This is a genomic window from Verrucomicrobiia bacterium (genome assembly GCA_036405135.1).
GTDB lineage: Bacteria > Verrucomicrobiota > Verrucomicrobiia > Limisphaerales > JAEYXS01 > JAEYXS01.
This window is the reverse complement of record DASWYF010000019.1, coordinates 23472-48372: the sequence shown is the minus strand read 5'-3', so window position 1 is coordinate 48372 and position 24901 is coordinate 23472. Positions and strand designations below refer to the sequence as shown.

The 24901-nt window shown below is 55.6% G+C and carries 23 protein-coding genes; 11 read left to right on the top strand and 12 right to left on the bottom strand.

Going from position 1 to position 24901, the window contains the following annotated elements; all coding sequences use genetic code 11:
* Positions 1–2: 2 nt before the first annotated feature.
* Complete coding sequence (locus VGH19_08470; protein ID HEY1171386.1) at positions 3–419, bottom strand: hypothetical protein; 417 nt, start codon at positions 417–419, stop codon at positions 3–5.
* A 362-nt stretch (positions 420–781) separates the two neighbouring features.
* Between VGH19_08470 and VGH19_08465 the strand changes: the two genes are divergently transcribed.
* The 3 genes from VGH19_08465 (at position 782) to VGH19_08455 (ending at position 3990) form a co-directional block, all read left to right on the top strand.
* A complete protein-coding gene (locus VGH19_08465; GenBank protein ID HEY1171385.1) occupies positions 782–2314 on the top strand; it encodes an FG-GAP-like repeat-containing protein in 1533 nt (510 codons plus the stop codon).
* A gap of 68 nt (positions 2315–2382) precedes the next feature.
* Positions 2383–3420, top strand: a complete 1038-nt coding sequence (locus tag VGH19_08460) for a methyltransferase (protein HEY1171384.1) — start codon at positions 2383–2385, stop codon at positions 3418–3420.
* Positions 3421–3492: 72 nt separating this feature from the next.
* Positions 3493–3990, top strand: a complete 498-nt coding sequence (locus tag VGH19_08455) for a hypothetical protein (protein HEY1171383.1) — start codon at positions 3493–3495, stop codon at positions 3988–3990.
* 4 nt (positions 3991–3994) lie between these two features.
* Here VGH19_08455 and VGH19_08450 read toward each other — a convergent pair whose 3' ends face one another.
* Positions 3995–5863, bottom strand: a complete 1869-nt coding sequence (locus tag VGH19_08450; GenBank protein HEY1171382.1) for an O-antigen ligase family protein — start codon at positions 5861–5863, stop codon at positions 3995–3997.
* A gap of 507 nt (positions 5864–6370) precedes the next feature.
* On the opposite strand from VGH19_08450, the gene VGH19_08445 reads away from it, so the two are divergent.
* From VGH19_08445 to VGH19_08420, 6 genes are all read left to right on the top strand, one after another.
* A complete protein-coding gene (locus tag VGH19_08445; GenBank protein ID HEY1171381.1) occupies positions 6371–7057 on the top strand; it encodes a DUF2959 domain-containing protein in 687 nt (228 codons plus the stop codon).
* Between the two features lie 93 nt (positions 7058–7150).
* Positions 7151–7678, top strand: a complete 528-nt coding sequence (locus tag VGH19_08440; GenBank protein ID HEY1171380.1) for a hypothetical protein — start codon at positions 7151–7153, stop codon at positions 7676–7678.
* Positions 7679–7798: 120 nt separating this feature from the next.
* The gene (locus tag VGH19_08435) at positions 7799–8446 is read left to right on the top strand and encodes a CvpA family protein (protein ID HEY1171379.1); all 648 of its coding nucleotides are present in this window, start codon (positions 7799–7801) and stop codon (positions 8444–8446) included.
* A 79-nt stretch (positions 8447–8525) separates the two neighbouring features.
* Positions 8526–10481 carry an ABC-F family ATP-binding cassette domain-containing protein gene (locus VGH19_08430; GenBank protein ID HEY1171378.1) on the top strand — a complete coding sequence of 652 codons (1956 nt, stop codon included), beginning with the start codon at positions 8526–8528 and terminating at the stop codon, positions 10479–10481.
* Positions 10482–10778: 297 nt separating this feature from the next.
* Positions 10779–11297 (top strand): hypothetical protein, encoded by a 519-nt coding sequence (locus tag VGH19_08425; protein ID HEY1171377.1) that lies wholly within the window; start codon positions 10779–10781, stop codon positions 11295–11297.
* Positions 11298–11329: 32 nt separating this feature from the next.
* Complete coding sequence (locus tag VGH19_08420) at positions 11330–12319, top strand: prepilin-type N-terminal cleavage/methylation domain-containing protein (GenBank protein HEY1171376.1); 990 nt, start codon at positions 11330–11332, stop codon at positions 12317–12319.
* Positions 12320–12335: 16 nt separating this feature from the next.
* On the opposite strand, the gene VGH19_08415 is transcribed toward VGH19_08420, so the two are convergent.
* The 3 genes from VGH19_08415 to VGH19_08405 form a co-directional block, all read right to left on the bottom strand.
* Positions 12336–12974, bottom strand: coding sequence for a phosphopantothenoylcysteine decarboxylase (locus tag VGH19_08415; GenBank protein ID HEY1171375.1), 639 nt, complete (start codon positions 12972–12974; stop codon positions 12336–12338).
* Positions 12962–13759, bottom strand: coding sequence for a lysophospholipid acyltransferase family protein (locus VGH19_08410; GenBank protein ID HEY1171374.1), 798 nt, complete (start codon positions 13757–13759; stop codon positions 12962–12964). Before VGH19_08410 ends, VGH19_08415 begins: the two co-directional genes overlap by 13 nt.
* Positions 13760–13867: 108 nt before the next feature.
* Entirely contained in the window at positions 13868–14626 is a 759-nt protein-coding gene (locus VGH19_08405) for a GNAT family N-acyltransferase (protein HEY1171373.1), read from the bottom strand.
* A gap of 204 nt (positions 14627–14830) precedes the next feature.
* On the opposite strand from VGH19_08405, the gene uvrB reads away from it, so the two are divergent.
* On the top strand, positions 14831–16903 hold the full coding sequence (gene uvrB / locus VGH19_08400) for an excinuclease ABC subunit UvrB (GenBank protein ID HEY1171372.1): 2073 nt from the start codon (positions 14831–14833) through the stop codon (positions 16901–16903).
* Positions 16904–16963: 60 nt separating this feature from the next.
* The gene (locus VGH19_08395) at positions 16964–17533 is read left to right on the top strand and encodes a hypothetical protein (protein ID HEY1171371.1); all 570 of its coding nucleotides are present in this window, start codon (positions 16964–16966) and stop codon (positions 17531–17533) included.
* A gap of 17 nt (positions 17534–17550) precedes the next feature.
* On the opposite strand, the gene recO is transcribed toward VGH19_08395, so the two are convergent.
* From recO to VGH19_08360, 7 genes are all read right to left on the bottom strand, one after another.
* The gene (recO, locus tag VGH19_08390) at positions 17551–18192 is read right to left on the bottom strand and encodes a DNA repair protein RecO (protein ID HEY1171370.1); all 642 of its coding nucleotides are present in this window, start codon (positions 18190–18192) and stop codon (positions 17551–17553) included.
* 18 nt (positions 18193–18210) lie between these two features.
* Positions 18211–18687 (bottom strand): rRNA maturation RNase YbeY, encoded by a 477-nt coding sequence (gene ybeY / locus VGH19_08385; GenBank protein ID HEY1171369.1) that lies wholly within the window; start codon positions 18685–18687, stop codon positions 18211–18213.
* Positions 18684–19649, bottom strand: a complete 966-nt coding sequence (locus VGH19_08380; protein ID HEY1171368.1) for a PhoH family protein — start codon at positions 19647–19649, stop codon at positions 18684–18686. Before VGH19_08380 ends, ybeY begins: the two co-directional genes overlap by 4 nt.
* 15 nt (positions 19650–19664) lie before the next feature.
* A complete protein-coding gene (locus VGH19_08375) occupies positions 19665–20156 on the bottom strand; it encodes an HIT domain-containing protein (protein HEY1171367.1) in 492 nt (163 codons plus the stop codon).
* A 49-nt stretch (positions 20157–20205) separates the two neighbouring features.
* Entirely contained in the window at positions 20206–20664 is a 459-nt protein-coding gene (locus tag VGH19_08370) for a hypothetical protein (GenBank protein HEY1171366.1), read from the bottom strand.
* A 283-nt stretch (positions 20665–20947) separates the two neighbouring features.
* Positions 20948–22282 (bottom strand): polysaccharide lyase 6 family protein, encoded by a 1335-nt coding sequence (locus tag VGH19_08365; protein ID HEY1171365.1) that lies wholly within the window; start codon positions 22280–22282, stop codon positions 20948–20950.
* A 62-nt stretch (positions 22283–22344) separates the two neighbouring features.
* Positions 22345–24897 (bottom strand): right-handed parallel beta-helix repeat-containing protein, encoded by a 2553-nt coding sequence (locus VGH19_08360; protein ID HEY1171364.1) that lies wholly within the window; start codon positions 24895–24897, stop codon positions 22345–22347.
* Positions 24898–24901 lie beyond the last annotated feature (4 nt).

The window sequence follows — 24901 nt, the reverse complement described above, 5'->3', positions numbered from 1 at the left end:
CATTACTTGTCTTGCAGAACGACTTGTTTGGATTGAGGGTCTAAAAAGTATTTCTTCCCGGCAGGAGCAGGCGGAAGATTCTTGAAATATCCTTTACGGATGAACTCCTCCAAATCGGGCGGCATCTTGTCATAGGTACCCCGATACTCGCTCACCATAAAATTGAGCTGGTTGATCCACTCTTCCGCCTCTTCCTTGGTAGCCACCGCAGAAGAATCGAAACTGCCCGCTTTCTCTTGCGGTTGAGCCGCCCCAGCCACCGTCGGAGCCCCTGGAAATGAAGGAGTTGCCGGAGGAGGCGCACTGGACGGCTCTCCCACCACACTCATGGCTGGCATCACTTCATCAGAGAGTTTCGGCCCTGCCTGCTCTTCGGCTTGCGGTGCCTCTGGCGGCGTTTTCTCACAACCGGTTGTCACTGCCAATATCAGCGCGGATAGGCTGGCCAACCAAACCTTGGAAACTTTAGCTTCCCTAACTTGAGCGAAAAACTCCATAAGCAATACGTCTATTAAGGTGAACTTTACACCTTAGCATGACACTGCCGCTCCCGATGCCGCCATAGCCCTTTTGGGTGAAAGGGCTTTAAAATTTCCCTTCCGTATCGTCTTTAAATATCAAGTCCAAGGCTCCACCCCAAAGCCCGTCACCCGGGATTTTATGTGACGAAGAAACGAGCGGAAAAAGAATCTCCAGTAGTGATCCTCATCAACGAACTGAGTCCCCCTCTACCATATTTATGCTATGGCTTCCAAACGTTCGGATAGTTATGATCCGAGGCATGGCATGGAAAATCTTGTGGGCATGCTTGGCTTGCATCGGTCATGTTCAGGGCCAAGTTCCCGGCCCGTTGGAAACAGCCTCGAAATCTCCGGCCCTTGAAGCCCGCACACTGGCTCAATCCGCCTGCTCCACCTGCCACCTCTTCCCGGAGCCTTCCACCTTGGATCAAAGTTCATGGAAGCATGAAATACTCCCCAAGATGCGGAAGATGATGGGGATGGAACCCTTTGATTACGAAATCGCTCCTGGCGGTTCCTTGCTAAAACAGAAACGCCCTTTTCCTGCCGCCCCCGCAATGTCAGAAAAGGAATGGCAAAACTTGGTTCGCTATTATTTATCAGAAGCGCCCGCAGCCATGGAGGCTGCTCCGACTGCCCTTCCCGCCGCCCCCCGCCCGCCTCTGCGCGGGGAATATTCCGCCTGGCGGGCAGATTCCCCGGCTGTCTCCCTGATCAAGATCGACCCGTCCAACCGTCGCCTTTATGTGGCTGACGCATTATCCGGGAACTTGCTCTTCTTTGATGACCGTGGCCGCCTTGGAGGAGGCATTCAACTGAACCAACCTGTGGTGCATATGGCGCTCAGCACCAATGGTTTTTTTCTTACTTCGATTGGCAGCCTTTATCCTTCTGATGAAGCAAAAGGTGAAGTAGTGTTCTTTGGCAGTCCCAAAGCCGGTCCTGTTGAAAAAAAATCCCTCCTGAAAAATCTTCACCGCCCCGTCCACACCTTGGTCACTGACATCAACCGGGACCACCGTGAAGATCTCGTAGTATGCTCCTTCGGCAACAATCTCGGCAACCTGGCATGGTTTGAAAACCGTGGTGACGGCAGCTATGCGGAACATATCCTTATTGACCGTCCAGGGGCCACCATGACACAGGCCATAGACTTGGATAAGGATGGCCGGGAAGATCTGGTAGTCCTCATGGCCCAGGCTTGGGAAGGTCTTTACTGGTTGCAAAACCAAGGGAACGGCGTCTTCAAAGAGATTCCTTTGCTGCAATGGCCGCCAACTTGGGGAAGCTCCTCCTTTCAAATGGCCGACTTCAACGGCGACGGTCATCCGGATGTTCTCACTACCAACGGCGATAATGGTGACTTCAGTGGCATAGCCCCGCTGAAACCATATCACGGCGTCCGCATCTACCTTAACGACGGGCAAAATCGTTTCGCCTTGAAATATTTTCTGCCACTGAACGGCGCCTATAAAGCCATCGCTGCGGACTTCAGGACCACCGGCAGGCTGGATATCGTAGTCAGTTCATTCTTTCCAGACTTCCAAAAGGCTGCTGCAAAATCGCTCGTCTATCTCTACAATGAAGGCAACGGCGATTGGAAACCCGTCACCATGCCGGAAAGCCAGTGGGGCCGCTGGTTTGTGATGGATGCCGGCGATCTGGATGGTGATGGCCGCCCTGAACTGGCGACCGGATCCTACCCACAAGGCCCAGGTTTCATCCCCAAGACAATATTCGAATCATGGCGTAAGGAATCCTCGCCAGTAGTCATTTTCCGGCATGTTAAATGACACTTTGCCCCCGTCCCCCGGCGAATTATCTATTTTCTCAGAGAACTCTTTCCGCTTCACTTAACAGCATGTCTCGACTGGACCTGACCCGTATACCGGAAACTGATCCGACCTTCATCTACCGTCAACGCGATGGTCTATATGGCGTGGACTTGCTCACGGCTGCAGTTGCCCGGCTGGATTTCTTCACCTGGCTCTCCAAGAACCCGGCTGACCTCGCAGGCATCTGTAACGGATGCGGTTTTCAACTACGCCCCACCGATGTGATGCTCACGCTCTTCAGCGCCATGGGCCTGGTGGAGAACCGGGGTGGTAAATTCCATGTGACACCTGCTGCGGCTGAGCATCTGGTCAGCAGCTCACATTTCAATCTCGGCCCTTACTACGCTTCACTGAAGGAACGGCCTATCGCCAAGGACTACGAGAGTGTGCTCCGTACCGGCCGCACCGCCAATTGGTCCGGTCTGAAGGATGAAAAAGCCTGGGCGCAGGCGATGGAGACGGAACCCTTCGCCAGCCAGTTCACCGCGGCGATGGATTGCCGCGGTTTCTATCTCGGCCCCGCCATGGCCAAGGCGCTCGATACCACCGGCCTGACCCGGCTGCTCGATATCGGCGGCGGTTCCGGCATCTACTCCTGCGCCATCACCGCCCATCATCCGCACCTCCATGCCACCGTGCTGGACAAATCACCCGTGGACAAACTGGCACGCAAGAATGTGGCGGACCGCGGCTACAGCGACCACGTGGATGTCGTGGCTGGTGACATGTTCATCCCCGGCGATCTGCCCACCGGCTACGACCTGCACCTCTATTCCAACGTGCTTCACGACTGGGATTTCCCTGAAGTGCGCCAGTTGCTGGCCAACTCCTATGCCGCACTCAAGCCCGGCGGCATGCTCATCGTGCATGACGCACATATCAACGAAGACAAGACAGGTCCCCTGCCCGTGGCGCAATACTCCGCGCTCCTGATGCACTCCACCGAGGGCAAATGCTACTCCCTCAGCGAGATGCGCGACCTGCTGAGGGAAGCAGGGTTCAGCGGGATGCACTATCTTCCGACAGCGGCAGATCGTAGCATCATCACTGCCCGCAAGCAGTGATACGGGGTTTAAATTCTCACCTTATATCGTTTCCTTTCAGAGCAATAAATGGCAAGCTCAGTCCGCCGTACGATGAATCAAGTGCCACGCGAAACGATCGAAGCCGTCTGGGAGAAGCAATCTGATTTCTCAGACGACGACTGGAGCCAATGGGTGGATCAATTCGCCCAGGAGCAGCCAGCATTGCTGGTTTACCTGGGCGCGGCTGACCAGACCGTTCGGGATTCCGAGGATGGCAACAGCGAACTCATGCTGCTGGCGGCTTTGATCTACGATTCGTTGCGCGCCCGCTCGACCTTGCCAGCCATCGAACCCGAAGTCATCGAAGACGCTGAGGATGCCAACATCGCCCTCCTCCAAAGCCTGGATGACGCTTCCGAAGCGGAACACCATGCCGTAGTGGAAAAGATGATCAACGAATACCCGCAGGCACCGATGATCGCCTTCATCATGGAACGCCTGATGGAAGGCAACGAGGAAACGCCAGAACTGGCTCCCGACCAGGTGGGCATGGAACTGCTCTACCTCAAGACGATGATCGATGCCCTGACCTTGCCCCAGGCAGATTAGAGCGCTACGGCTGCTTCAACCGGCGTTGCTGCTCCAGAAGCTCGCGGCTCAGCGGAAGCAGCTCGGTGGCAGTGGGATTGGCATAATCGCGCAAACGCAAGGAACGTTCAAAGTAACGGATCGCCTCCTCGTAATTCATCAGCCGGAAATAGCACCACCCGATCTGTGCCAGAGTATAGTAGTCCTTGGGATTCAGCCTGTCAGCATCGTCCAGATACGATTTCACATCCTTGGTCTCATTGATGAGGATATGCGTCACGGCCTGATGCAGCGGCACATAGGAATCATGCGGATCGAGCTGCCCCGCCTTTGCGAACCATTCCAGCGCATCCTTCTCTGTGGGCTTGTTGAGGGCAGCCAAGGTCATGTAATGGACGCCGATGGCATGGGCGGTGAAACCGTTCCGTGGCTCAACCTTGAAGGCCGCCTCCAGAAACTGGAGATGTTCCGGCGAACCGGGTTTTGTCCTTTCTGCGCCAGCCAGCAAAGCCGCCTCCTTCGTCCGCTTGTGCGCATGCATCCCGAACCAGACCGCCAAGGCGAGGCTCAATGCGGTCAGAACGGCCTTGCCTGACAGTTGGGGACGCCACCACCACCGTGTGTTATCCGTCCGCCACGCGACCGCCAAAATACCGGTGAAAAACATCAGCAGCAATGCATAGGCCGGGATGTGAAAATTATAATCGAACAGGGCATGGGCAAGTGCAGCAGTGATTCCTGCTGCCCCTCCCATCAGCAAAGCCAGCCGGTTGCTGCGGGCACCATCCCGGCTGGTCGATTCCCGCTTCAAATTCCGCCAGCCGTAACGGAATGCCAGCTCTGCCGCCACAACGGCAGCCAGCACCAGCAATGCGCCGACAATGCCGTAATCCGCCAGCGTATTGAGATACTCATTGTGCGCAAAGAGCGGCTTGCGCTGCTGAAGTATTTCAGGACGGTATTGGGGAAAGACCGAATCGTAATGCCCGGGGCCAACCCCCAGCCACAGATGATCGCGCCACATCTCCTCGGCGGATTGCCAGACCAGGAAACGGCCATCCTGCTCCAAGTTGGTGCTCTGCATCTTTTGCAGACGCGCCTGGGCTACATCCGCCCGGCTAAGAACCGCGAACCCGCCCAACAACAACACCGCCAACATGATCAGGGCTGACATCCGGAAGGCAGGCAACCGCACCAGCATCACTACCAGGGCGATCATGCCTATACCCGCCGCAAAAATGCCGCCGCGTGATGCCGTAGCCCCCAGTCCGACGAGAAACATGAAACCAGCGTAAGCCGCAAGACACCGGGTGATGATGTTCACCCGGGCGACCATCACCACTGCGATCATCATCGGCAACAACACCGCCACATAGCCGGCGAGATTGTTGGGATTGATGAATGTGCCGGAACCACGCCGGTTGAACATCTCCGGGCGGATGAAATGCCAGACCTTGTTCGAGTTCGTGAAATACTGATAAGCCGCGTAAAGGCTGCTCCCCACAGCCACCACCGCTACAGTCAGCAGCAACGCGTGTGTGTATTGCGGGCGGAAGAGATGAAAAGTGAAGAGGATGAAAAATGCCACATACAGCATCATTCGCGTCCACTCCTCCTCAGCCACATAATGGATGTCAGCCAGGGCGAACCGGATGGTAACGTAGAGCACAAAGACCGCCATGGCCCAGAATACCGGGCTGAGATGGAAAACCGGCTCCTGATGAAACCATACCCGCAGGATGGAAATGCCCAAGGCGGCAGCCATGAAGTATTCAATGATGGCGAAATCCACGATCCGAAAACCGCCGGTGGCCAGTACAGCCGTCGAGGCCATGGCAGCCATCACGGCAAGCAGCGCCCATTCGATCTTTCGCGGTCCACGTTCTTCCGACATTGGTAGGCAGATGCTGCGGGGCGGGATAAGGAGTTTCAAGTTTTTCAATGTTCGGTTTTCAGGGGGATGACCGCCGGTTAAAGTGGTTTCGGGTTTCCAGCTCAGAGTTTCGCGCCTGGAAAAAGAACCATGAACGGCTGAATCCCTACTGGGGGATTCGATGGATTCGTTTCGGCAAGCCTTATGGAAGAGAGCTAGGAGGCGTTGGGCTTCGACGTTAGCAGGTGAGAACTTTCATTGTGCCTTGACGCAAAAGGTCAACCCGCGACGGAGTTTCGCCCTACCATTATTGGGGTGACTGCGTTCCTGGTGGAGTGGGCGGGGGCGGCAAGCAGGCCGGTCCTTACCGGGTTGGTTAGAGCCTCGTGTCGTGGCTAAGTCGGGAAGGGCCATCTGAGGACAGCCAGCACTACCTCTGATCAGTTCCGCCTCCTGACCTCGGCGCTACCGTCTTGAGTGGCGTGAAACGGTTTGACTTTCGGGGGATTGTGCGGGATGGCTTCACTTATGCACATCGCGTCGATTCGCCGGTTGAACTTGCTCAAAGGCATCTGGCTTTGCGGGTTGATGCTTGGGCTGGTGATGTCTGGTTCGTTCGGTTGTAAGACGGCGTATTATGCCACGATGGAGAAGTTCGGGGTGGCGAAGCGGGATCTCTTGAAGAAACGGGTGATCGCGGCGCGGGATGAGCAGAAGGAGGCGGGTGAGCAGTTCAAGGATGCGTTGACGCGGTTGCAGGAGATGTATCGCTACGACGGCGGGAAACTGGAGGCGGCTTATCGCGAGTTGGAGGGTGATTATAAGAAATCGGTGGCACTGGCGGATTCAGTGCACAAACGCGTGAAGGATATGGAGACGGTGGCGAATGATCTTTTCCGCGAGTGGGAGGCTGAGATCGCAGAGATCACGACGGTGTCGCTGCAATCGGCGAGTCGCAGGCAGTTGATCGAGACGCGGACGCGGTATGACAGCATGGCAGCGGCGCTGAAGAAGGCGGAGCAATCCATGGACCCGGTGTTGACGCAGCTCAAAGATCATGTGCTGTTCCTGAAGCATAATCTGAATGCGCAAGCGATCGCTTCGCTGAAGGGCGAGGCGGCGAGCATCCAGACGGAGATATCGCGCTTGATCAATGACATGAACGCGTCCATCGCGAAGGCGGATGAGTTCATCAAAACTTTGGAACAACCTTGAAACACTTATGATTCCCCTGCCCCGGCCGAAGTTCGGCTTCTCACCAGGGGCAAGGGCAATGAAGATGCGGACATTTCTAACCTATACTGAAATATGACAGGATTGAATCGTATCATGCCCGCCCTACGCCGTTGTTTGACAGCGTTAATCGCACTGGTCACTGGCCTGATGATCTCCGGTTGTGCGACGGCGCCTGACCAGGAGCTGCTGGATGTGAAGCTGGTGAATCTGCGCTTCACACAATCGCGCGTGTTGGAGACGGATGCGGTGTTCACAATCCGTATCGAGAATGAAAGCCCGGAGGCGCTGCGCATCACGGGTGGCGTGCATAAGTTCTATATCGAGGGCGCGATGATCGGCAAAGGGATGAGCGGCGAAAGCATCGAGGTGCCGCGACTCAGTTCGGTGACGCAAGAGGTCACGGTGCATCTGAGCAACATCACGATGGCGCGCAAGGTGAAGCCGGTGATCGAGAATCAACGGGTGAACAGCAAGGCAGACAGCCTGTTGTATTGCGAGGTGGGAGGAAGAGAGCATCGCATCCGCGTGGTGCATGAGGGGACGCTGGATGTGAAGGAGTTCATACCAGAGCGGCAGACGCCAGGTATTCGGCAGCCGTAAAGGGCTTAAGCTGGATTTCCCAGACGGGTTCTGAAGCGCAAAATACGTGCAGTGTCTCGTCTTGCGGCGCGGTGGTGAATGGGTTTTCATCCTGCCGCCAGAGACACACAAGGAACACGTATGGGAACATACAACAAGTATTGGTTTGACGCGGTCATGGTGTTCGCATTGATCGGCGGCCTGATTTACGGGCGTAAAGGCGGCCTTTCAACGATGCTGCTGCCGATGTTGAAATGGCTCGCAGTCGTCATCATCTGCGGGACCTTCTATAAAGATCTGGGCTCCTTTATGGCGAGCTCCATGCAGATCCAGCCGAACTTGGCATATGTGGTGGTTTATCTGGTGCTGGGCGGCATCGTGATCGGTGCGTTCACCGCCGTAAAAAATGCCTTGGGCGAAAAACTCGTGGGCGCAGCGATGTTCGGCAAGGCGGAGTTTCCCTTGGGTGCAGTGGCGGGCGCGGTGCAGTTCACCTGTGTCATCTTCGCCGGGCTGGCACTGTTGTGCTCAGCTTATGTGACGGAAGCGGAACTGGCGGAACCGGTCGCCGGGACGCAAACTACTTTGGCCCAGAAATTCTCCCCTGCCAGCATCCAACGCGGGGTATTCAAGGTGTCCAACAGTGGGCCCGTTCTGAAAACCTATCTCGGCCATTGGCTCATCGCGGCACAACCGCCCGTTCAGTACGAGACGAAGAAGATCGAGGGCATGGGCCGCAGGATGGAAAAGGCGATCGAAGAAGATTTGGCCGGATCGGCCAAGAAATAGGCTGCCTCAGGTCCGTAAATTTCCCACCTTTCCCCTTGCCCTGCTGCCCTCATGCAAGCAGCATCCTCGGCTTTGTGTCATGCTGACGATTTCTGGTGTATCGAAGAGTTTTGGCGGACGAACGTTGTTTGAAGACGTGACGTTGCAGGTGAACCGTGACAACCGCATGGGCCTCGTGGGTCCTAACGGCGCGGGAAAGTCCACATTCTTGAAACTCATCCTGGGCGAGGAATCGCCGGATGAAGGAACCATCGAGTTCCAGCGCAACACCAAGATCGGTTACCTCCCGCAGGAGAGCGCTCCGGTGGCGGATGAAACAGTCCTGGAGATCGCCACGGCCATCTCACCTGAAATCGTGCGCCTGCAAAAGGCGCTGAAGGCGTGGGAGGCGGATCACCTGGGCGAGTTCGAACACGAAGACGATCTGCACGCGCAGTATGAGGAATTGGGCGGTTACCAACTGGAACCCAAGGCCAAGAAGATCCTCGCGGGCCTGAGCTTCCGGGAAAAAGATTTCGACCGGCCAGCCAAGGAACTGAGCGGTGGCTGGGTGATGCGTGCGCATCTCGCCCGTCTCCTCGTGCAACAACCGGATCTGTTGATCCTGGACGAGCCGACGAACCACTTGGACCTCGAATCGCTCATCTGGTTCCAAGAATATCTGAAGGGTTACGATGGCGCGATCCTCATGATCTCGCATGATCGCGAGTTCCTGAATCAACTCATCGGGCACATCATCGAACTGCGCGGTGGTAAGGCTTACAAGTATCGCGGCAATTACGATCAGTTTCTCGTGCAGCGCGAGGCGAACGAAGCGCAATTGATCGCCGCTTACAAGAATCAGCAGAAGGAGATCGAGCGTTTACAACTCTTCGCCGATCGTTTCCGCGCGAAGGCGAGCAAAGCGGCGCAGGCACAATCGAAGCTCAAGCAGATCGATCGCATGGAGAAAATCGAGCTGCCGGATGATCCGACGGCAGAGATCGGCTTCACCTTCCCGCAGCCGCAGCGGAGCGGACATCGCGTGATCACGTTGAAGGACGTGCATCATGCTTACGGTCAGAACGTCATTTATCGCGGAGTAGATTTCGAGGCGACGCGCGGGCAACGCGTGGTGCTGGTGGGACCGAACGGCGCGGGTAAATCAACGCTCCTGAAGATTCTCGGTGCCGCGATGCCTCTGCAACAAGGCGAGCGCGAGCTGGGCCATAACGTAAAGTCCGGTTATTACTCGCAATATCGTATTGAGATGTTGCAGCCGGATCGCACGGTGCTGGAAGAAGCGCTGGATACGCCGCAGAAGGTGACGGAGCAATTCATCCGCACTCTGCTGGGCAGCTTCCTCTTCCGCGGTGATGATGTGTTCAAGCCGGTGAAGGTCTTGAGCGGCGGTGAAAAGAGCCGTCTGGCGCTCGTAAAATTGCTGCTCGATCCGCCGAACCTGTTGCTGATGGATGAGCCGACGACGCACTTGGACATGGCGAGCATCGATGCGCTCATCTACGCGCTGCAGCAATTCGAAGGCACGCTCATCTTCATCAGTCACGATGTGTATTTCATCAAGGCGCTCTCGAATCATGTGGTGCATGTGAATGCGGGTGTGCTGACGCATTACTCGGGCAACTACGATTACTACTTGGAGAAGTCGAAGGCGGATTCAGCCCGTTCCGGTCTGACAGCGGGTGGCGCCAGCGGTGCGGCAGCAAAAGCCGCCGCTGCCAAAGCCAAGGCCGCCGAGAAGCAAGAAGATCAACGTAAAGACCAGAAAAAGGTGGAAGCGCAAGACCGGCAGGCGCGTTCCGATGCGCGCAAGAAGCAGCAAAAGCTGGTAAACGATCTGGAGCAGAAGATCACCAAGCTCGAAGCGCGCCAAAAGGAACTGGCGGCGGAACTGGAGAAGCCGGAGACCTACGAGAAGAGCGGCGCAGCAATGACGATCAATCGCGAGCTATCCGACGTAACGGCCGAAGTTGAACAAGCCCAGAAGAACTGGGAACAGGCGGCTGAAAAGCTCGAAAGTTTAGGGATGGATTGAGGAGTAAAATCCCGCCCCCTAATTTCAATTAGAAAAGCTGTTTCAAATTAACAATTTCAGCATTTGTTAAACTATTCTTTCAATAGCATTTCCTTTATTTACCAGGAAAACTAATAAATCCTATAGAAACAGGCGCAGATCGGGCTTTCTCGACCATCCTTTGAGGATTAAAAACAGCGAGCTAACATCTTTTACAAATTAGAAAATGTTATTTGCATTAAATGACATAGCACAAAATGCCTATTAACTAATCAATTAAACAGGTTTACATATAACATAAATCCATGTTGTAAACCTATGAAACCACTGCCCAACCGCTACTTCCAAACCTTGTGGCTGTTAGTGCTTTTCATCCTTGCCGCTTGCACTCCCAAGGACGCCGATGAATCTCAAAAACAAACTACAAGCCCTTCTCCTCAAACAGTTTCCATCGATGCTTCCATAGCAAACACCCCCCCGGCTCCGGCTCCAGGAATTCCTGCGGCAGCCGCCACCCCGTTGCCTTTGGACGTCGCCAAAGCGGAGCGTCCCATCAACAGCCAAGGCGATGCCATGAATGATTTGGAATACCTCAACCATCTGGTGCAACAGGTAAACGAATTCCGAGCTACCCCGAGGGAGATCAATCAAAAAGCCTTTAAAACAGAAGCTGAGCAACTGGCCTACGAAGAAGCCCAACAAGCACTCCTCAACCAAGGCCCGGTCAAAGATCTGAATGAACTGGTTTCCAGCGGTGTCATCAAGGCACTTCCCGCTGCCCCAGCCGGTCAACGTTACACGCTGGATGCCACTACCGGCAAAGTCGTCCTCCAATGATTCCCAATACCCTAAAACCAACAAATAAACCTATGCCCAAATCAGCCTTGCCTAACATCATCGCCGGACGGTTTCGCCTGGCCTTTACCCTTATCGAACTGCTGGTCGTCATCGCCATCATCGCGATTCTTGCCGGCATGCTGTTACCTGCCCTTGCCAAGGCAAAGGCCCGTGCATTGGCGAACAATTGCACCAGCAACGTCAAACAGATCGCCCTCGGAAACGGCATGTACACCACCGACAATGCCGAGAAATTGCCCTACGCCGGGATGCAGATGGGCGGAGGCGCGGGAGCTGGTTCATGGGACAAACTGCTCTTCTCCTACATCGGCAGCGCCCAGCCGAAAACGGACGGCAACATGAACTGGACCACGGATGTGAAATGGGCGCCTAAAATGCTGCGTTGTCCGGGAGATAAATACGTACCCAGCCTCGTGATCGCTCCTGAGAATAACAATAATGTTGGACGGGCACTCCGCACCTATGCCATGCCGCGTTACAAATTCAACAACGGGCCGAACATCAATGACGGAGGCACGCTTTACGAAGCCCCAAATCCTTCCGCCCAAACGGGCATCGGCATCGTCATGTATTTCGAACGGGACATGCAGGTCGGCAGTTGGTGGAAACCAAACAGCACCACGACGAACTCTGCCTGGACCGCAACCAAGCTCAGCAACCTGCCTGCAGTCAATACCAGCATCGTGCTGGAACCGGAAGGCACGATCTTTCTGACAGAAAGAGTGAACTACTCGAACAACAACACCTCAACGGAGCAGAAGGTGGGCGCGGTCACTGCATGGGTAGACCAGGCAAGTTGGAGTTCCGCTGGCGGACGCTATCAAGCACAGGTCGGAACACAGATCGCCTCCAGTTCTGCCGTATATACCCAATGGCATCATGATGGAGCGTGGCAATATGGCTTCGTGGATGGCCATGTGGAGCTGCTGCCGCCCGCAAAAACCTCCTCTGACCAGAGCAAGCAACTCGGCATGTGGAGTATCAGGGCAAATGACAAGTAAGCCTGCTGCCTTTTGATCACTTCAGAGACACTGAAAGCCAATCTACGATGGCATCCTTGCACGCCAAGGATGCCACGCTTGTTTTGACATCAACCACTTCAAAACCTTTGCCGAACGCACGCCCATTCACCACACTGAGATCCGTCGCGTTTTCCTCGATCTGCTTGCGGCCTTTGGCTAAAGCATCTTCACGCGTGCCATCCAGCTCGTATTTCCAGCCAATGATACGGGCCTCGGGAAACAGACGGCGCAGGTGACTGATCACCTTGCTGGCTGGTTCCAAAACGATCGTGAGGTCCCCTGCCCGGCTGGAGACTTTGCGTTCGGTGAGTTTTTCACCGGTGGCATTCTGCACTTGCTTCACCTTGAAGTCACATAGCGCCGCGCAATGCAGGACGGCACCAATCTCACCTTGTTTCGAGATAGCCTGAAGATTGGCGAGCAAATTGTCATTCGTGCTGAACGAAATGAGATGATGAGCGCGGCAGGCACCCGCGTAAGTAGCCGCTTCGCCTTTCAGGCAGAAGACTTCATGGCCATCGGCTGTGAGCCGGTTCGCTAGCAACACACCGAGTTCACCCGTGGAAAAATTCGTGAGGCGGCGGACTTCATCCACCGGCTCGTAGCTCGGCCCGCACGTGATCACGATGCGCATGCAGGCTCCTTGGCTGGCTGACCTTGCACGCTTTGCTGCAAGGCGAGCACTTCAGCATGAAGTTCTTTAGCCAACTGCTTGCGATCCGCCTTGTGCACACGCGGTTCGCCGAAGACGACTTTCGCACCGATACGTTCCAGCGAGAAGATGTTTAGCAGATGCGGCACGAGTGTCATGTCCGCCCAATAGGCAACTTCCTCAGACACCTTCCCGTGACCAGGTGGCAGCGAATAGACGACACACGCAGGCGTCACCGGCAGGTCAATCTGGGTGATGGGTTCGAGCAGCGCGGACTTGAACGGCAATACGGTATCCCCGCCAGAACTTGTGCCTTCGGGAAACAGCGCCAGATGCGCTCCGGTATCCAAGATCGCACGCATCTCCTCGGCCAAGCGGCCAACGTCCGAGCGTTTCTCGCGATTCACGAAGAGTGTACCACCCACACCGGCAAAGTAGCCAAAGATAGGCCACCGCTTCACATCACTCTTCGAGATAAAAACGCACGGGGTCACCGCACAGAGAACAATGATGTCCACATAGCCCATGTGATTACTGACCATGAGACCGTCCTTCGGTGGCTGGCCGATGATTTCGAGATCGATGCGCAACAGCTCGACATAGCGACGGCAACTGCGATGCAACCAGAGCGCCCGATCCATCACGGTGAGATCTTTGCCTTTAGCCTTTGCCGTTCTACGGAAATCCCACGCGATGAGCAGCAGGGAGAACAAGAACGTCGCTCCCCGCCAAAGTCCGCGCAAAGGATGTTTGTAAAAGCCTTTCATCAATCAACGGTTAAAAGACTTGGCTGGAGCAGGCCGGGAAAGCAAGTCCGTTGCACGGACAGGCCAAACAGAGGGGAGCATCGAAAGCAGAACCAAGCTTAAAGACGATTAAGACAAAAAGCGTCGTTTCACATCCGCCGGAAGCGCTTCAAGGTCAAGCAGCGTGAGGAAATCGATGGTCTTGAACTGGCGATCCAACGCGGGTGGTCCGCAGATCTTCGCGCCGATGGTCAGGTAAGCACGCAGGAGCTTCGGGACCTTGGGGGCGTCTGCCGCGAGGTTGTCCATGGGACAATCATACGCTGGCTTCGGCAGTGTGCGCCATTCCAAGGGAGCCAGATGTGAGCGGACAAGCTGGGTGTACATGCTCGCGCCATCCGCAGGGTCTTGCGAGGTGAGTGAGCTGCAACCGATCAAATAACGTCCACCAAACTCACGTGCGTAATCCGCGATGCCTTTCCAGAGCAGCCCAAGCACAGCGAGGTTCCGGTGATTCTTGTGCACACATGCGCGACCGAGTTCCACGATCTGGGCGCGATTTACTTCGTAAGGGCCGAAATCAAATTCTTGCTCGCTGTAGTAGCCAAGGTTCTGAGCCGCCGTGTTGCCCATCTGCAGGCGATAGGTGCCGACGATCTGCTTCGTCTCCAGATGCTCGACGAGGAGGTGATGGCAGACGGCATCAAAAGGATCGGAATCACGACCGGTCTGATAGGAGGTTTCGAGACCTTCGTTTAACTCCAGATTAAAGACAGCAAAACGCAGCGCTTGGGCCGCCGCGACTTCTTCGTCGGTGCGGGCCAGACGCAAACCATAATCACCTTGCTGGTGGACCAACAGGCGTGCCACTTTCAGACTCGTCAACATCAGTTGGTGAGCATATTGCTCCATTTTTGACACACCGCCAGCGAAATTATTGTGACAAGCGTGCTACGAAAATAGGGGAAAACCCGTAGTTCCAAGAACAGCTAAGAACTCCCCTTGGGATTGATCATCAACAGGTTGAACACGATTTCAGCCACTTTCCACCGTTTGACACTCCCCCGCTCGCGCCGTAGTTTTCCGGCTCACATGTTCAAACTCGTCGCGCCCTACGAACCTGCCGGAGATCAGCCGCAAGCCATCGCGAAGCTGACTCAAGGGCTGCAGGCGGGCGCGAAGCACCAGACGCTGCTCGGCGTGACCGGTTCCGGCAAGACGTTCACCATGGCGAACGTCATCAAGGAGATCAACCGCCCCACGCTCGTCATCTCGCATAACAAGACGCTCGCCGCGCAGCTCTACGCGGAGTTCAAGGGCTTCTTCCCGGATAACGCCGTCGAATATTTCGTCAGCTACTTCGATTATTATCAACCAGAGGCTTACATCCCGCGCACGGACACGTTCATCGAGAAGGATTCGAGCATCAATGAGGAGATCGAGCGCATGCGCCTCTCCACCATGAGCTCGCTCTTTGCCCGGCGCGATGTGGTAGTCGTCGCCAGCGTGTCCTGCATCTACGGCATCGGCAGCCGGGAAGACTACGAAGCGATGGTCATCCCCATCAAAGTGGGGCAGGAAATCTCGCGCGACCAATTCCTCAGCCGCCTCGTGGACATCCAGTATCGCCGCAACGATATCGCCTTTGAACGCGGCGAATTCCGCGTGCGAGGTGACACCGTGGAGCTTCGCCCCGGCTATACCGAAGACGGTTTGCGCATTGAATTCTTCGGTGATCAGATCGATCGCATCACGCGCTTCGATCCATTGCTCGGCGACACCTTGGAACAGTTTGACGCCATCACCGTTTATCCCGGCAAACAATTCGTCACGCCTGCAGAGAAATTGAAACGCGCCATCCTCAGCATCCGCGAAGAGTTGGGCGAACGCATCGCGTGGTTTGAGAAGGAAGGCAAGCTGCTCGAGGCCCAGCGCATCAAGATGCGCACAGAATACGATCTGGAGATGATGGAGGAAATGGGCTTCTGCTCCGGCATCGAGAATTACTCACGCCACATCGCAAAACGCCCGCCCGGCTCACGCCCGGCGACGATCATCGATTTCTTTCCGCGCGATTTCCTGCTCGTCATCGATGAATCCCACGCCACCGTCCCGCAGATCGGCGGCATGTATGCGGGTGACAAATCTCGCAAAGGCGTGCTGGTGGAACATGGTTTCCGCCTGCCGAGCGCACTCGACAACCGCCCGCTGAACTTCGATGAGTTTCAGAAGTTGCACGACCAGGTGGTTTACGTCAGCGCCACACCTGCCGCGCAGGAATTGCAATGGTCCGGCCAACGCGTCGTGGAACTCATCGTGCGCCCAACGGGCCTTGTCGATCCGCCCGTCACCATCAAGCCGCTTAAAGGCCAGATCGATGATCTCATCGAAGAAGTGCGTAAGCGCGTAGAAGCGAAAGAGCGTGTCCTCGTTACCACGCTTACCAAACGCAGCGCGGAGCAACTCACCGATTACTTGCGGGAGATCAGCATCAACGTCCGCTATCTGCACAGCGAGATCGATGCGATTGAGCGCGTGGAAATCTTGCGCTCTTTGCGCAAAGGTGATTTCGACGTGTTAGTCGGCATCAACCTCTTGCGTGAAGGTCTCGATCTCCCGGAAGTCTCGCTCGTAGCCATTCTTGATGCAGATAAGGAAGGTTATCTGCGCTCAGCTACTAGTCTCATCCAGACAGCAGGCCGCGCAGCACGTCACTTGAATGGCAGCGTCATCCTTTACGCGGATGTGATGACGCAGAGCATCCAGAAGTTCCTCGCCGTATCCGAGTATCGCCGCAAGCGGCAGCTCGAATACAACAAGGAACACAACATTACGCCCAAGGGTGTCAGCCGGGCTGTGGAGGAAAGCCTGTCCTCACAGAAGGAAGTCACCGCCAAGGCCACTGCTTTCCTGCGCGACAAGCAGCCGGAGTTCGATGTCACAGAGACTGTCCGCCAACTCGAAGGCGAAATGCTCGAAGCTGCGAACAATTTGGAATTCGAGAAAGCCGCCCTGCTGCGCGACCAGATCAACGAATTGAAACGTACATTCCTTGGTGGTGATAAAGGCGGTGGCCGCTCCAATGCCGGCAAATCAACCAGCTACGGCAAAGGCAAGAAGAGCGGGAAGAAGTTCGGCAAGGGTGGGAAGAGCAATCCGTTCTAAGACTCCTCACAAACCTCGTTGCATTCCTTCCGCATCGGAGTAGAAAGGTCAGTGACTCGTATGAAAGAAGGACGACACTTATCCCTGCTCGCCATAGCGTTTGCCGCATGGTTGATGACTTCTCTATCGTCCTTAGGTGCAGATGAGGTTTTGCCCAGTTTGCAGATTGGCACGAACAAATTGACCAATGTTTCCGTACTGTTGAATTCTCCTGTGGACCTGCTTCTCAAACACGACAAGGGACATCTCCGGGTGAAGCTGCAAGATCTGCCCGAGCCGCTGAAGAGCAAGTATCCGTACAACGCTCAAAAAGCGGATGACTATGCCCGGCTAAACTCCACTTCAAAACGCATCGATGCCGTAGCTTTGCGCGAACGCCAGTTGCGGGCCACCCTCAAACAGCTTGCAACCGAAGAAGATGTCATCCGCGAAAAACGCCGTGTGCTGCGTGGCAAGAAAGGTGCGCCAGATCGCGGCAAGATGAAGAATTTCGAGGAAGACATCACCAAACTGGCGAACCAGCAAAAAGCACTGGAAGCCGAGCTTAGCCAATTATCCGCCTTGCGCTATGCGTTGCAGCAGGAAGTGACTTCAACGTCCAATTCGATCGCTTCGCCGGCCAACAAGTAAGGCGTGCACCTTCCTACTTAGGCCTCGATCGCCGCATTGCGCCCCCGAGGAATCCGGTCCAGGTGATAGATCAGGAATCCGTGGAGAAACTGCCGCAATTCGGAGATGTGTTGCACAGTTAGTTCCGCCTCTGCTAGTTGCGCCCATTCACAATCTTGCAAGGCAGCCATCAAAGCCTGAGCGCTCCTACCCATTTTGATCTCTTCCGGCTGCGGACTTTGCCCAAGCAATTCCAGCAGTTTCAATTCAAAGGCCAACACATTCGCCGGTTTGGCACCATTCATCGCCAGATGCTGCACAAAGCCAAGCATGAGATCATAGACTTCATCAAGCGGCGTCTCCGTCTCAGTCGTTTGCTCGATCAGTGCCACGGCATAGGCGGCCTGTTGCACGCGTCCGATATCTGAGCGTAACGCGGCATGCGTTTCACGCAGGCTCACTTCATGAAGATTATGCAGCTCGGAACGGCGGCTGCGTTGGAAAGAAAAGTCCGCCTGGTAAAAGATATCGAGCTTGCCGCGGAAAGCGGACTTCGGACGGCGTGCGCCTTTCGCCACCGTCGCCACACGACCATGTCCATGCGTCAGCCAATGCACGATGAGGCTCGTCTCTGTGAGCGGGCGTGTGCGCAAGATGATGCCTGATGCTCGCTCATCCATGGCGATGAATCGTAGCGCTCATTTCTTAGCCAGCTTCTTCAGCGCGAACTTTTCCGCCAGCGCTTTCACCAGCCGGTTCTCTTCTTTTTTCATCACCTTGCGCTTTGCGGGCTCCAGATCGTCGTAACCGCGCAGATGCAACACTCCATGCACCACGTAGCGTGCGAGTTCTTCCGTCCAGTGCTGTTTGAATTCCTTCGCCTGTTTCAGTGCATCGTCCACGCAGATGTAGAGTTCACCATACAGTTCTGGTGCGACTTCGCCCGGCGGAACTTCATCGCGGTAATCGAAGGTGATGACATCGGTGGAGCCTTCGTGCTGGAGATAATCCCAATTCACTTGAGCCATCTCTTCTGGCTCCACTAGATGGATGCCGAGTTGATATGTCTTCAGCGCCAGTTCCTCCACCAGCAATGCACGCGTCACCATCTTCAGCAACTTGGCGTCGATTGCTTTGGTCTTCTGGCGATTGCGGAGTTGCAGCTCGTTGCTCATTCGTTGCGCGCACTGCCGCGATGTTTCTCGTAAGCCGCGATGATGCGTTGCACCAGCGGATGCCGCACCACGTCCTGCTTCGTAAATTCTTGAAAGCCGATGCCCGGCACCTTCTTCAGCGCATGCACAGCCTCCACCAGTCCGGACTTCTTCTGGTTTGGCAAATCGATCTGCGTCGGATCACCCGTGATGACAGCCTTGGAATTATGCCCCAAGCGTGTGAGGAACATGAACATCTGCTCCGCAGTCGCGTTCTGTGCCTCATCCAACACGATGAATGCGTGGTTCAACGTGCGACCACGCATGTAGGCCAGCGGCGCGATCTCGATGACACCGCGCTCCCGATGCTTCTCCAATTCCTCCGGCGGCAGCATATCATGCAACGCATCGTAAAGCGGCCGCAGATACGGTGTGAGCTTCTCGTGCAGATCACCAGGGAGGAAGCCAAGCGCCTCACCGGCTTCCACTGCAGGACGCGTCAGAATGATGCGGCTCACCTTGCCAGCACGCAGAGCAGACGTAGCCATGGCCATCGCAAGGTAAGTCTTGCCTGTGCCTGCGGGCCCAACGCCGAATGTCACGTCGTGATTGCGGATGGCTTCCACATACATCTTTTGTCCCACGGTCTTCGGCGTGATCGAGCCTTTCGCCGGAGACGTGTGGATGCGTTCATTCATCAGGCTGCGCAGAGCGGCGACGCCTTCTGCCTTCACGACACCGAGCGCGGCATTGAACTCACGGCTGCGCACTTGCGAGCCTGCCTTCATCGATTCATCGAGAATGGCGAACATCTCCTTTGCCTTCTCGATGCTTTCCGCCTCGCCCTCCAGCTTCACCCAGCCGTCGCGTGTCGTCGCCTTAACCTTCAATTGCTCTTCGAGCGATTTCAGATTCTGCGTGTCGTTCCCGAACAACTGCTGCACAAGACGAGGGTTCTCAAAATGAATGGTTTCTTCTGCCATAAACAAAGAAAGATATCAGAGGTTCAACAATGCTGCGCGAAGTTTCGCAGCGGTATCTGCCAGCGCTTCCGGAATGATAGATGTGCTGCCCGTGACCGGCATGAAGTTCACATCTCCGTTCCAGCGCGGCACGATGTGGATGTGCAAGTGTTCGACGATACCCGCACCTGCGACCTGCCCAAGATTCACGCCGATATTGAATCCATGCGGTTTCATCACTTGCGTGAGCGCCGCCTGGCAACGCCGCGTGAGCTGCATTAATTCCAGCATCTCCGCATCCGTGAGATCATTAAAATCCGGCACTTGCTTGTAAGGCACCGTCATGATGTGTCCGCCGTTATACGGATAACGGTTCAGCACCGCGTAGCACGTCTTGCCGCGGGCGATGACGTAGTTCCCCACATCATCGCTGGACTCACCGATCTGTGTGAAAATGGAGCGTCCATCCTTCGGGCCTTTCGGGCCCAGGATGTATTCAATCCGCCAAGGTGCGTGCAACGCTTCCATGCCGAGCAACCTAACAAGGCCGGGCGGATTGTCAAAGGAGAGCCGCGCTTCAGCGTTTTGTTTTAGTAAGCTTAAGCAATTTCAAACCACTGGCCTTGGCCAAAGCAATCTGCTCCTCATCAAATGAAAGGAACGCATCTACCGAAAGCTCGCGGGCTATCGCCACATGAAACAGGTCCATACCCCGGATGACCATCGAAGCTGAATGCTTGGCGCTGATTTCCCCTGCCAACCGGATGGCATTAGTCCAATCGAATTCAACATGCGGCCAATAGCCCAGCTTTACCTCTTGTTGCAGGGCACTTATCAACGGTTGCGAGTCGCCTTTCCCAAGCAGACCAAACCGTTCAGCTTGACGGAAACTGTTAAACACCTCCACCCGCTGCCAGGGTGTCCATACGATTTCCGCATCTTGATATGAATCAAAAATTGAGGTGGCCAGTTCGTGATGCGCATCCAACCGGCACTTATATGCCAGCCACCACGATGTGTCAGCGTACACCTTCATTTCTTAAGCGTTTTTAGAAACCCAACTCCGTCAAACTTTGACGCAGCCGGATTGCCGAAAGCTGATTCTCTCGCCTTCTTCGTCGTCATACGGGGACGCTGGTCAGCTATGCGGGTAACCGAAAATTTTGGTTTCCCATTGGATGTAACCACCAATTGCTCCCCTGCAAGGAGCCCGTCCACCAAGCCAGCATTATGATAAAACTCGCGCGTAGTTACGCTTTTCATACTGTTAGACATTAACGTCTAACACGCAAAAACACAAGCAAACGTTTTAACGAAGCTCACCTCTCCCCCATCCACCCCGGCCCCGTCGTCTCCTTCGTCAAAATCTTATACTTCACTGCCGCATCGGACTTCTGATCGCAACCTACATCTTTCTTTCCCCCACGCCGCTGACCTTCGATGTCTTCTGTGATCTCCGGAAAACCAGAGACTGTTTTGCCTTTCGTCTCGCTGATGCCCTCGACCGCTGGAACACCTAACTTACCGACCGCCACATTCTCCTCCCATTTCCAATTAAGCGGCGCAGTGTCAGCCTTAATCAAAGCAGCTTGTGTCGCCTCCATCAGATTACCCGCAAACACACAATCCACCGGCGGCAGATCCGCCCCCTTCGGATTATCGCTCACATACCCGATCAGCACCGACGATTTGCAATTCGTGAACGTATTGAACGCGATCACAGCCCGCTTCACCTGGAAATATCCGTGCAGCGGCGAATCCTTCAGTCCGTTCATCAACGTCAGTGCCGACCTCGCCTCCTCACCACCCAACTCCGAGAACAGGTTATTCACCACGCGATGATCTTCCCCAATGATCCGCACGCCACCCGTGTTCTTGCGATTTCCACCGAGAAAGTAATTCGCCTCCACCACGCAGCGGTTGCCATGGCGCAAGGTCATCGCCCCCTCGCAATGCAGAAACGTGTTGTGCCGATAGATGTTCTCACACGATTTGTTCGAGACGATCTCCACCTCGCCGTTACATTCCTGGAACAGGTTGAACTCCACCACTGTGCGCGAGTTGTTCATGGAGACATCGCTGGTGCCGACGCGGATCGTCTCGCCACCATTCTGCCCCAGTCGCGGACGCGGCCCGAAATGGTTATGGTCGATACGGTGATAATTCGGTTGCTCTCCCACCCACACCACCAGCGTAGTGCCCGCATGCAGCTTGCCGGAGAAGTAGCAGTGATCCACCCGATTGCTTGTGCCATACATGGAGACCCATTTGTAATCCTGCTTTTTGTTCGGCGGGTTGTAGTCCGTGATGGCGCAAGCCGTGACACGGCAGTTCACTGCCGGCTTATTCGAATTCGCCCGGAACTCGATCACATCATCCTTGCGATCACCCGCATCCTTGAACCACAGCCCCTCCACCACCAGATGTTGTCCACCAACTCGCAATCGCGACTTGCCCGTGAGCATCACCTGTCCCGGCGTCTCCGCTTTCAGCGTGATCGGTTTCTCCGCTGTGCCTTGCGCATCGAAGAGCAAGTTGGCATCCGCCCAAGTTCCATTCTGCAACACCAGCGTGTCCCCCGGTTTCAGCGCTTTCTGGATCTTAGGAAACTCAACCACATTCGCCACCTTGTATTCAGCGCCTGAACAGACCATTTGCGCGGACACACAAACAAACAAGAGAAGGCATCGCCAAGGATGAAGAAGTCGCTTCATGCTCACTTCTTTTTCCATGAACGCGAATAACCCTGCAAGCCGATCTTCTCCAACGGAATGCTCTCGAAGCCAAGCTGCCTGGCCGGTGAAGCATTTGCCGGCTGGTAAACATCTTGCGTCGGATTCATGAACTGCGGATCGGCCACCATGGAATTCTTGTCAAAGCCCGCCGCCTGCCATGTCTTCAAAGGACCGCGTGGCGTCGTCTTGTTCCCGACAAAAGCATTGGGCCCTTGCACCTGCCAGTAAAGGTTGCGATCAGATTGCCCCAGCATCGTGTTCGACCAATTACCTGCGTGCTGGATGAGGTTCGCCTGGCCTTCCTTGTAGGAGACGATGTTTCGCGTGAAACGGTTGCTCACGCTGGAAGCATCCGCCGCCTGAAAAAAGACCTGATGCTCGCTGCCATCCACGAAGATGTTATTATCGATCAGGTTATTTTTTCCACCCAGCACACCTACACCGCCGAATGCGCTGCGGATGACCACGTTTCCTTTCACCGTCGTGCCGCTGGCGTATTCATCCAGTTGGATACCCCATGTGAAATAAGGCGTACGAAACTTGCCTTCCGTGTCCGTGTTCAGGCCGCCTGTATCACGGATGCGATTGTATTGGATCACGTTGCCCGTGTCTTTGCGATGCCGCCCCGTGACATCGATCGCTCCACTGTCCGCCGTTTCCAGATTCGTGAATTGGATGTCATTATACTCCACGATGTTCGTATGCGAGTAAGTCGTCGCATCCACACTCTTTAGGGAAATCGCCGCACGAGGCAGATGCTCGAACAAGTTGTTCGCGATGCGATTGCCGCCACCCGATTGAGCAAACACACCTGCCACATGTTTGTAGACTTCACCGATGTGATGGATCCAATTTCCTGCCACCAGATTACTCGTGGCCTGTGATGTCGCGGGGCCGAAGAACAGGACGCCGCCCTGCCCCAAGTTCATCATCTCATTGCCCACGATCTCATTCGCCGTGGACTTGTTCTCCAGACGCACCGCATATCCGCCAAGGTTCAGGAAGCGATTGCTCTCGATCACACATTGCTTGGCACCGCTGAGCCAGATCGCTGCATCATTTGGGGCTGTGACTTGCGTCAGGCGCGAATAAGTCGTGTGACGGAACTCGAAGCCCTTCATGGTGAAACCCTCCACCCACTTGCCCTTCGCCGGATCGCCCTTGAACTCGATCAAGCGGTCCAGCACCGGCGCATACAATGTCTGATCTTGGAAGGTCGGACGCGGCGGCCAGTAATACAGATTCCCTGACGTGCGATCCAGATACCACTCGCCCGGCGCATCCAGTTCCTCGAACGCATTCGCCACGAAGTAACGATTGCCCGGCAGGATGTCGAAGCCCGAGTTGCTGTTCGGCTGCAATATCACCGTGCGCTTGTCGTGATCATAGAGGCGCACCTGCATGATCGTGTTCGCCTGTCCTGCTCCGGGGAACATGTGGATCTCTGTCTCCGGGGACTTCACATACTCCTTCAGATCACCGGCGCGGAATTGGAATTTCCCCCGTGTCGATCCCGTCGCCAAGGCCGGCTTCACCATGTCCTTCGCATTTGCGCCCGCCATAGCCTCCGCTTGCACCACCAGCAATTGCCGTCCTGCCACCGGTCTTTGCAGTGCCGGGCCCGTGGCACTCATCGCGGCATTCCATGCGGGATCATCGCTCAGCGCGATTGCATCCAGATTCAGTATACCGCCCTGCACGTTGTTCCAGCGGATGATCTGCGGCCCTTGCGCCAGTGGTAATGTCGCCACCACACTCCAGCGCGCCACCGCACTGTCCGGCAGATTCTGCACCATCACCGGCGGTTCGGAGCCCACCTGTATCGAGCAACGTCCCGCCATGTTGTTGAACCCTGCCTGCGCATTCTGCGCCGCATAAAGAAACGCGATGCGATAATTACCCGCCACCGGCGCCTCCACCGCCCACTCCACCCAATCCCCCGCATTATTGATCCGCGAGATGAAGGCCCCCGTCGCACCGATGCCCGGTCCGTCACTCACCGTGAAGTTCCAACCGCTCGTGTAAGGCTTCGCAGGATCGATGTTCGGATACCGCGCGCGCGTCTGGAGTTCTGTGTTTAACCAGACTTGCCCAAAGAACAGTCGCTTCGTCTGCACCTCCGGGATCTTCGCCACCCAGATCTCGTTCGTCGCCTTGTTCCATCCCTTCACCGCCATCGCACCGCTCAGGATCGGTTTCTCGCCCGGATACGCCACCAGCGCGTGACCCGAATCCTCCGGCTTGATCTCGATCGGCTGCGGCAGCAGATACACCGCGCCGCGCACATACGTCGTGCACTTCAGCGGCTGCTTGCGCATCTCCTCCAGCGCACGACCGATCGTGGCAAATGGCCCATCCGTCCTTGTGGGATTCGGCCCCAGCAATTTCCCGCTCCACTGATCATTCCCCGTGGGCGATATGAAGTAACGCCCCGGCGCGGATTCGATCACCGTCTGCGCACTGGCGCTCACCGATGACAGCACCGCCAACAACCCCGTGAGACAGGCGACCTTGAGCAAGTTCATTGTCCTCATGCGT

Bases quoted from the DNA above. Each gene is read 5' to 3' on its own strand.
- VGH19_08465 (HEY1171385.1), top strand. From the start codon at position 782: ATGGCATGGAAAATCTTGTGGGCATGCTTGGCTTGCATCGGTCATGTT.
- VGH19_08460 (HEY1171384.1), top strand. From the start codon at position 2,383: ATGTCTCGACTGGACCTGACCCGTATACCGGAAACTGATCCGACCTTC.
- VGH19_08455 (HEY1171383.1), top strand. From the start codon at position 3,493: ATGAATCAAGTGCCACGCGAAACGATCGAAGCCGTCTGGGAGAAGCAA.
- VGH19_08450 (HEY1171382.1), bottom strand. From the start codon at position 5,863: ATGTCGGAAGAACGTGGACCGCGAAAGATCGAATGGGCGCTGCTTGCC.
- VGH19_08445 (HEY1171381.1), top strand. From the start codon at position 6,371: ATGCACATCGCGTCGATTCGCCGGTTGAACTTGCTCAAAGGCATCTGG.
- VGH19_08440 (HEY1171380.1), top strand. From the start codon at position 7,151: ATGACAGGATTGAATCGTATCATGCCCGCCCTACGCCGTTGTTTGACA.
- VGH19_08435 (HEY1171379.1), top strand. From the start codon at position 7,799: ATGGGAACATACAACAAGTATTGGTTTGACGCGGTCATGGTGTTCGCA.
- VGH19_08430 (HEY1171378.1), top strand. From the start codon at position 8,526: ATGCTGACGATTTCTGGTGTATCGAAGAGTTTTGGCGGACGAACGTTG.
- VGH19_08425 (HEY1171377.1), top strand. From the start codon at position 10,779: ATGAAACCACTGCCCAACCGCTACTTCCAAACCTTGTGGCTGTTAGTG.
- VGH19_08420 (HEY1171376.1), top strand. From the start codon at position 11,330: ATGCCCAAATCAGCCTTGCCTAACATCATCGCCGGACGGTTTCGCCTG.
- VGH19_08415 (HEY1171375.1), bottom strand. From the start codon at position 12,974: ATGCGCATCGTGATCACGTGCGGGCCGAGCTACGAGCCGGTGGATGAA.
- VGH19_08410 (HEY1171374.1), bottom strand. From the start codon at position 13,759: ATGAAAGGCTTTTACAAACATCCTTTGCGCGGACTTTGGCGGGGAGCG.
- VGH19_08405 (HEY1171373.1), bottom strand. From the start codon at position 14,626: ATGTTGACGAGTCTGAAAGTGGCACGCCTGTTGGTCCACCAGCAAGGT.
- uvrB (HEY1171372.1), top strand. From the start codon at position 14,831: ATGTTCAAACTCGTCGCGCCCTACGAACCTGCCGGAGATCAGCCGCAA.
- VGH19_08395 (HEY1171371.1), top strand. From the start codon at position 16,964: ATGAAAGAAGGACGACACTTATCCCTGCTCGCCATAGCGTTTGCCGCA.
- recO (HEY1171370.1), bottom strand. From the start codon at position 18,192: ATGGATGAGCGAGCATCAGGCATCATCTTGCGCACACGCCCGCTCACA.
- ybeY (HEY1171369.1), bottom strand. From the start codon at position 18,687: ATGAGCAACGAGCTGCAACTCCGCAATCGCCAGAAGACCAAAGCAATC.
- VGH19_08380 (HEY1171368.1), bottom strand. From the start codon at position 19,649: ATGGCAGAAGAAACCATTCATTTTGAGAACCCTCGTCTTGTGCAGCAG.
- VGH19_08375 (HEY1171367.1), bottom strand. From the start codon at position 20,156: ATGGAAGCGTTGCACGCACCTTGGCGGATTGAATACATCCTGGGCCCG.
- VGH19_08370 (HEY1171366.1), bottom strand. From the start codon at position 20,664: ATGAAGGTGTACGCTGACACATCGTGGTGGCTGGCATATAAGTGCCGG.
- VGH19_08365 (HEY1171365.1), bottom strand. From the start codon at position 22,282: ATGGTCTGTTCAGGCGCTGAATACAAGGTGGCGAATGTGGTTGAGTTT.
- VGH19_08360 (HEY1171364.1), bottom strand. From the start codon at position 24,897: ATGAGGACAATGAACTTGCTCAAGGTCGCCTGTCTCACGGGGTTGTTG.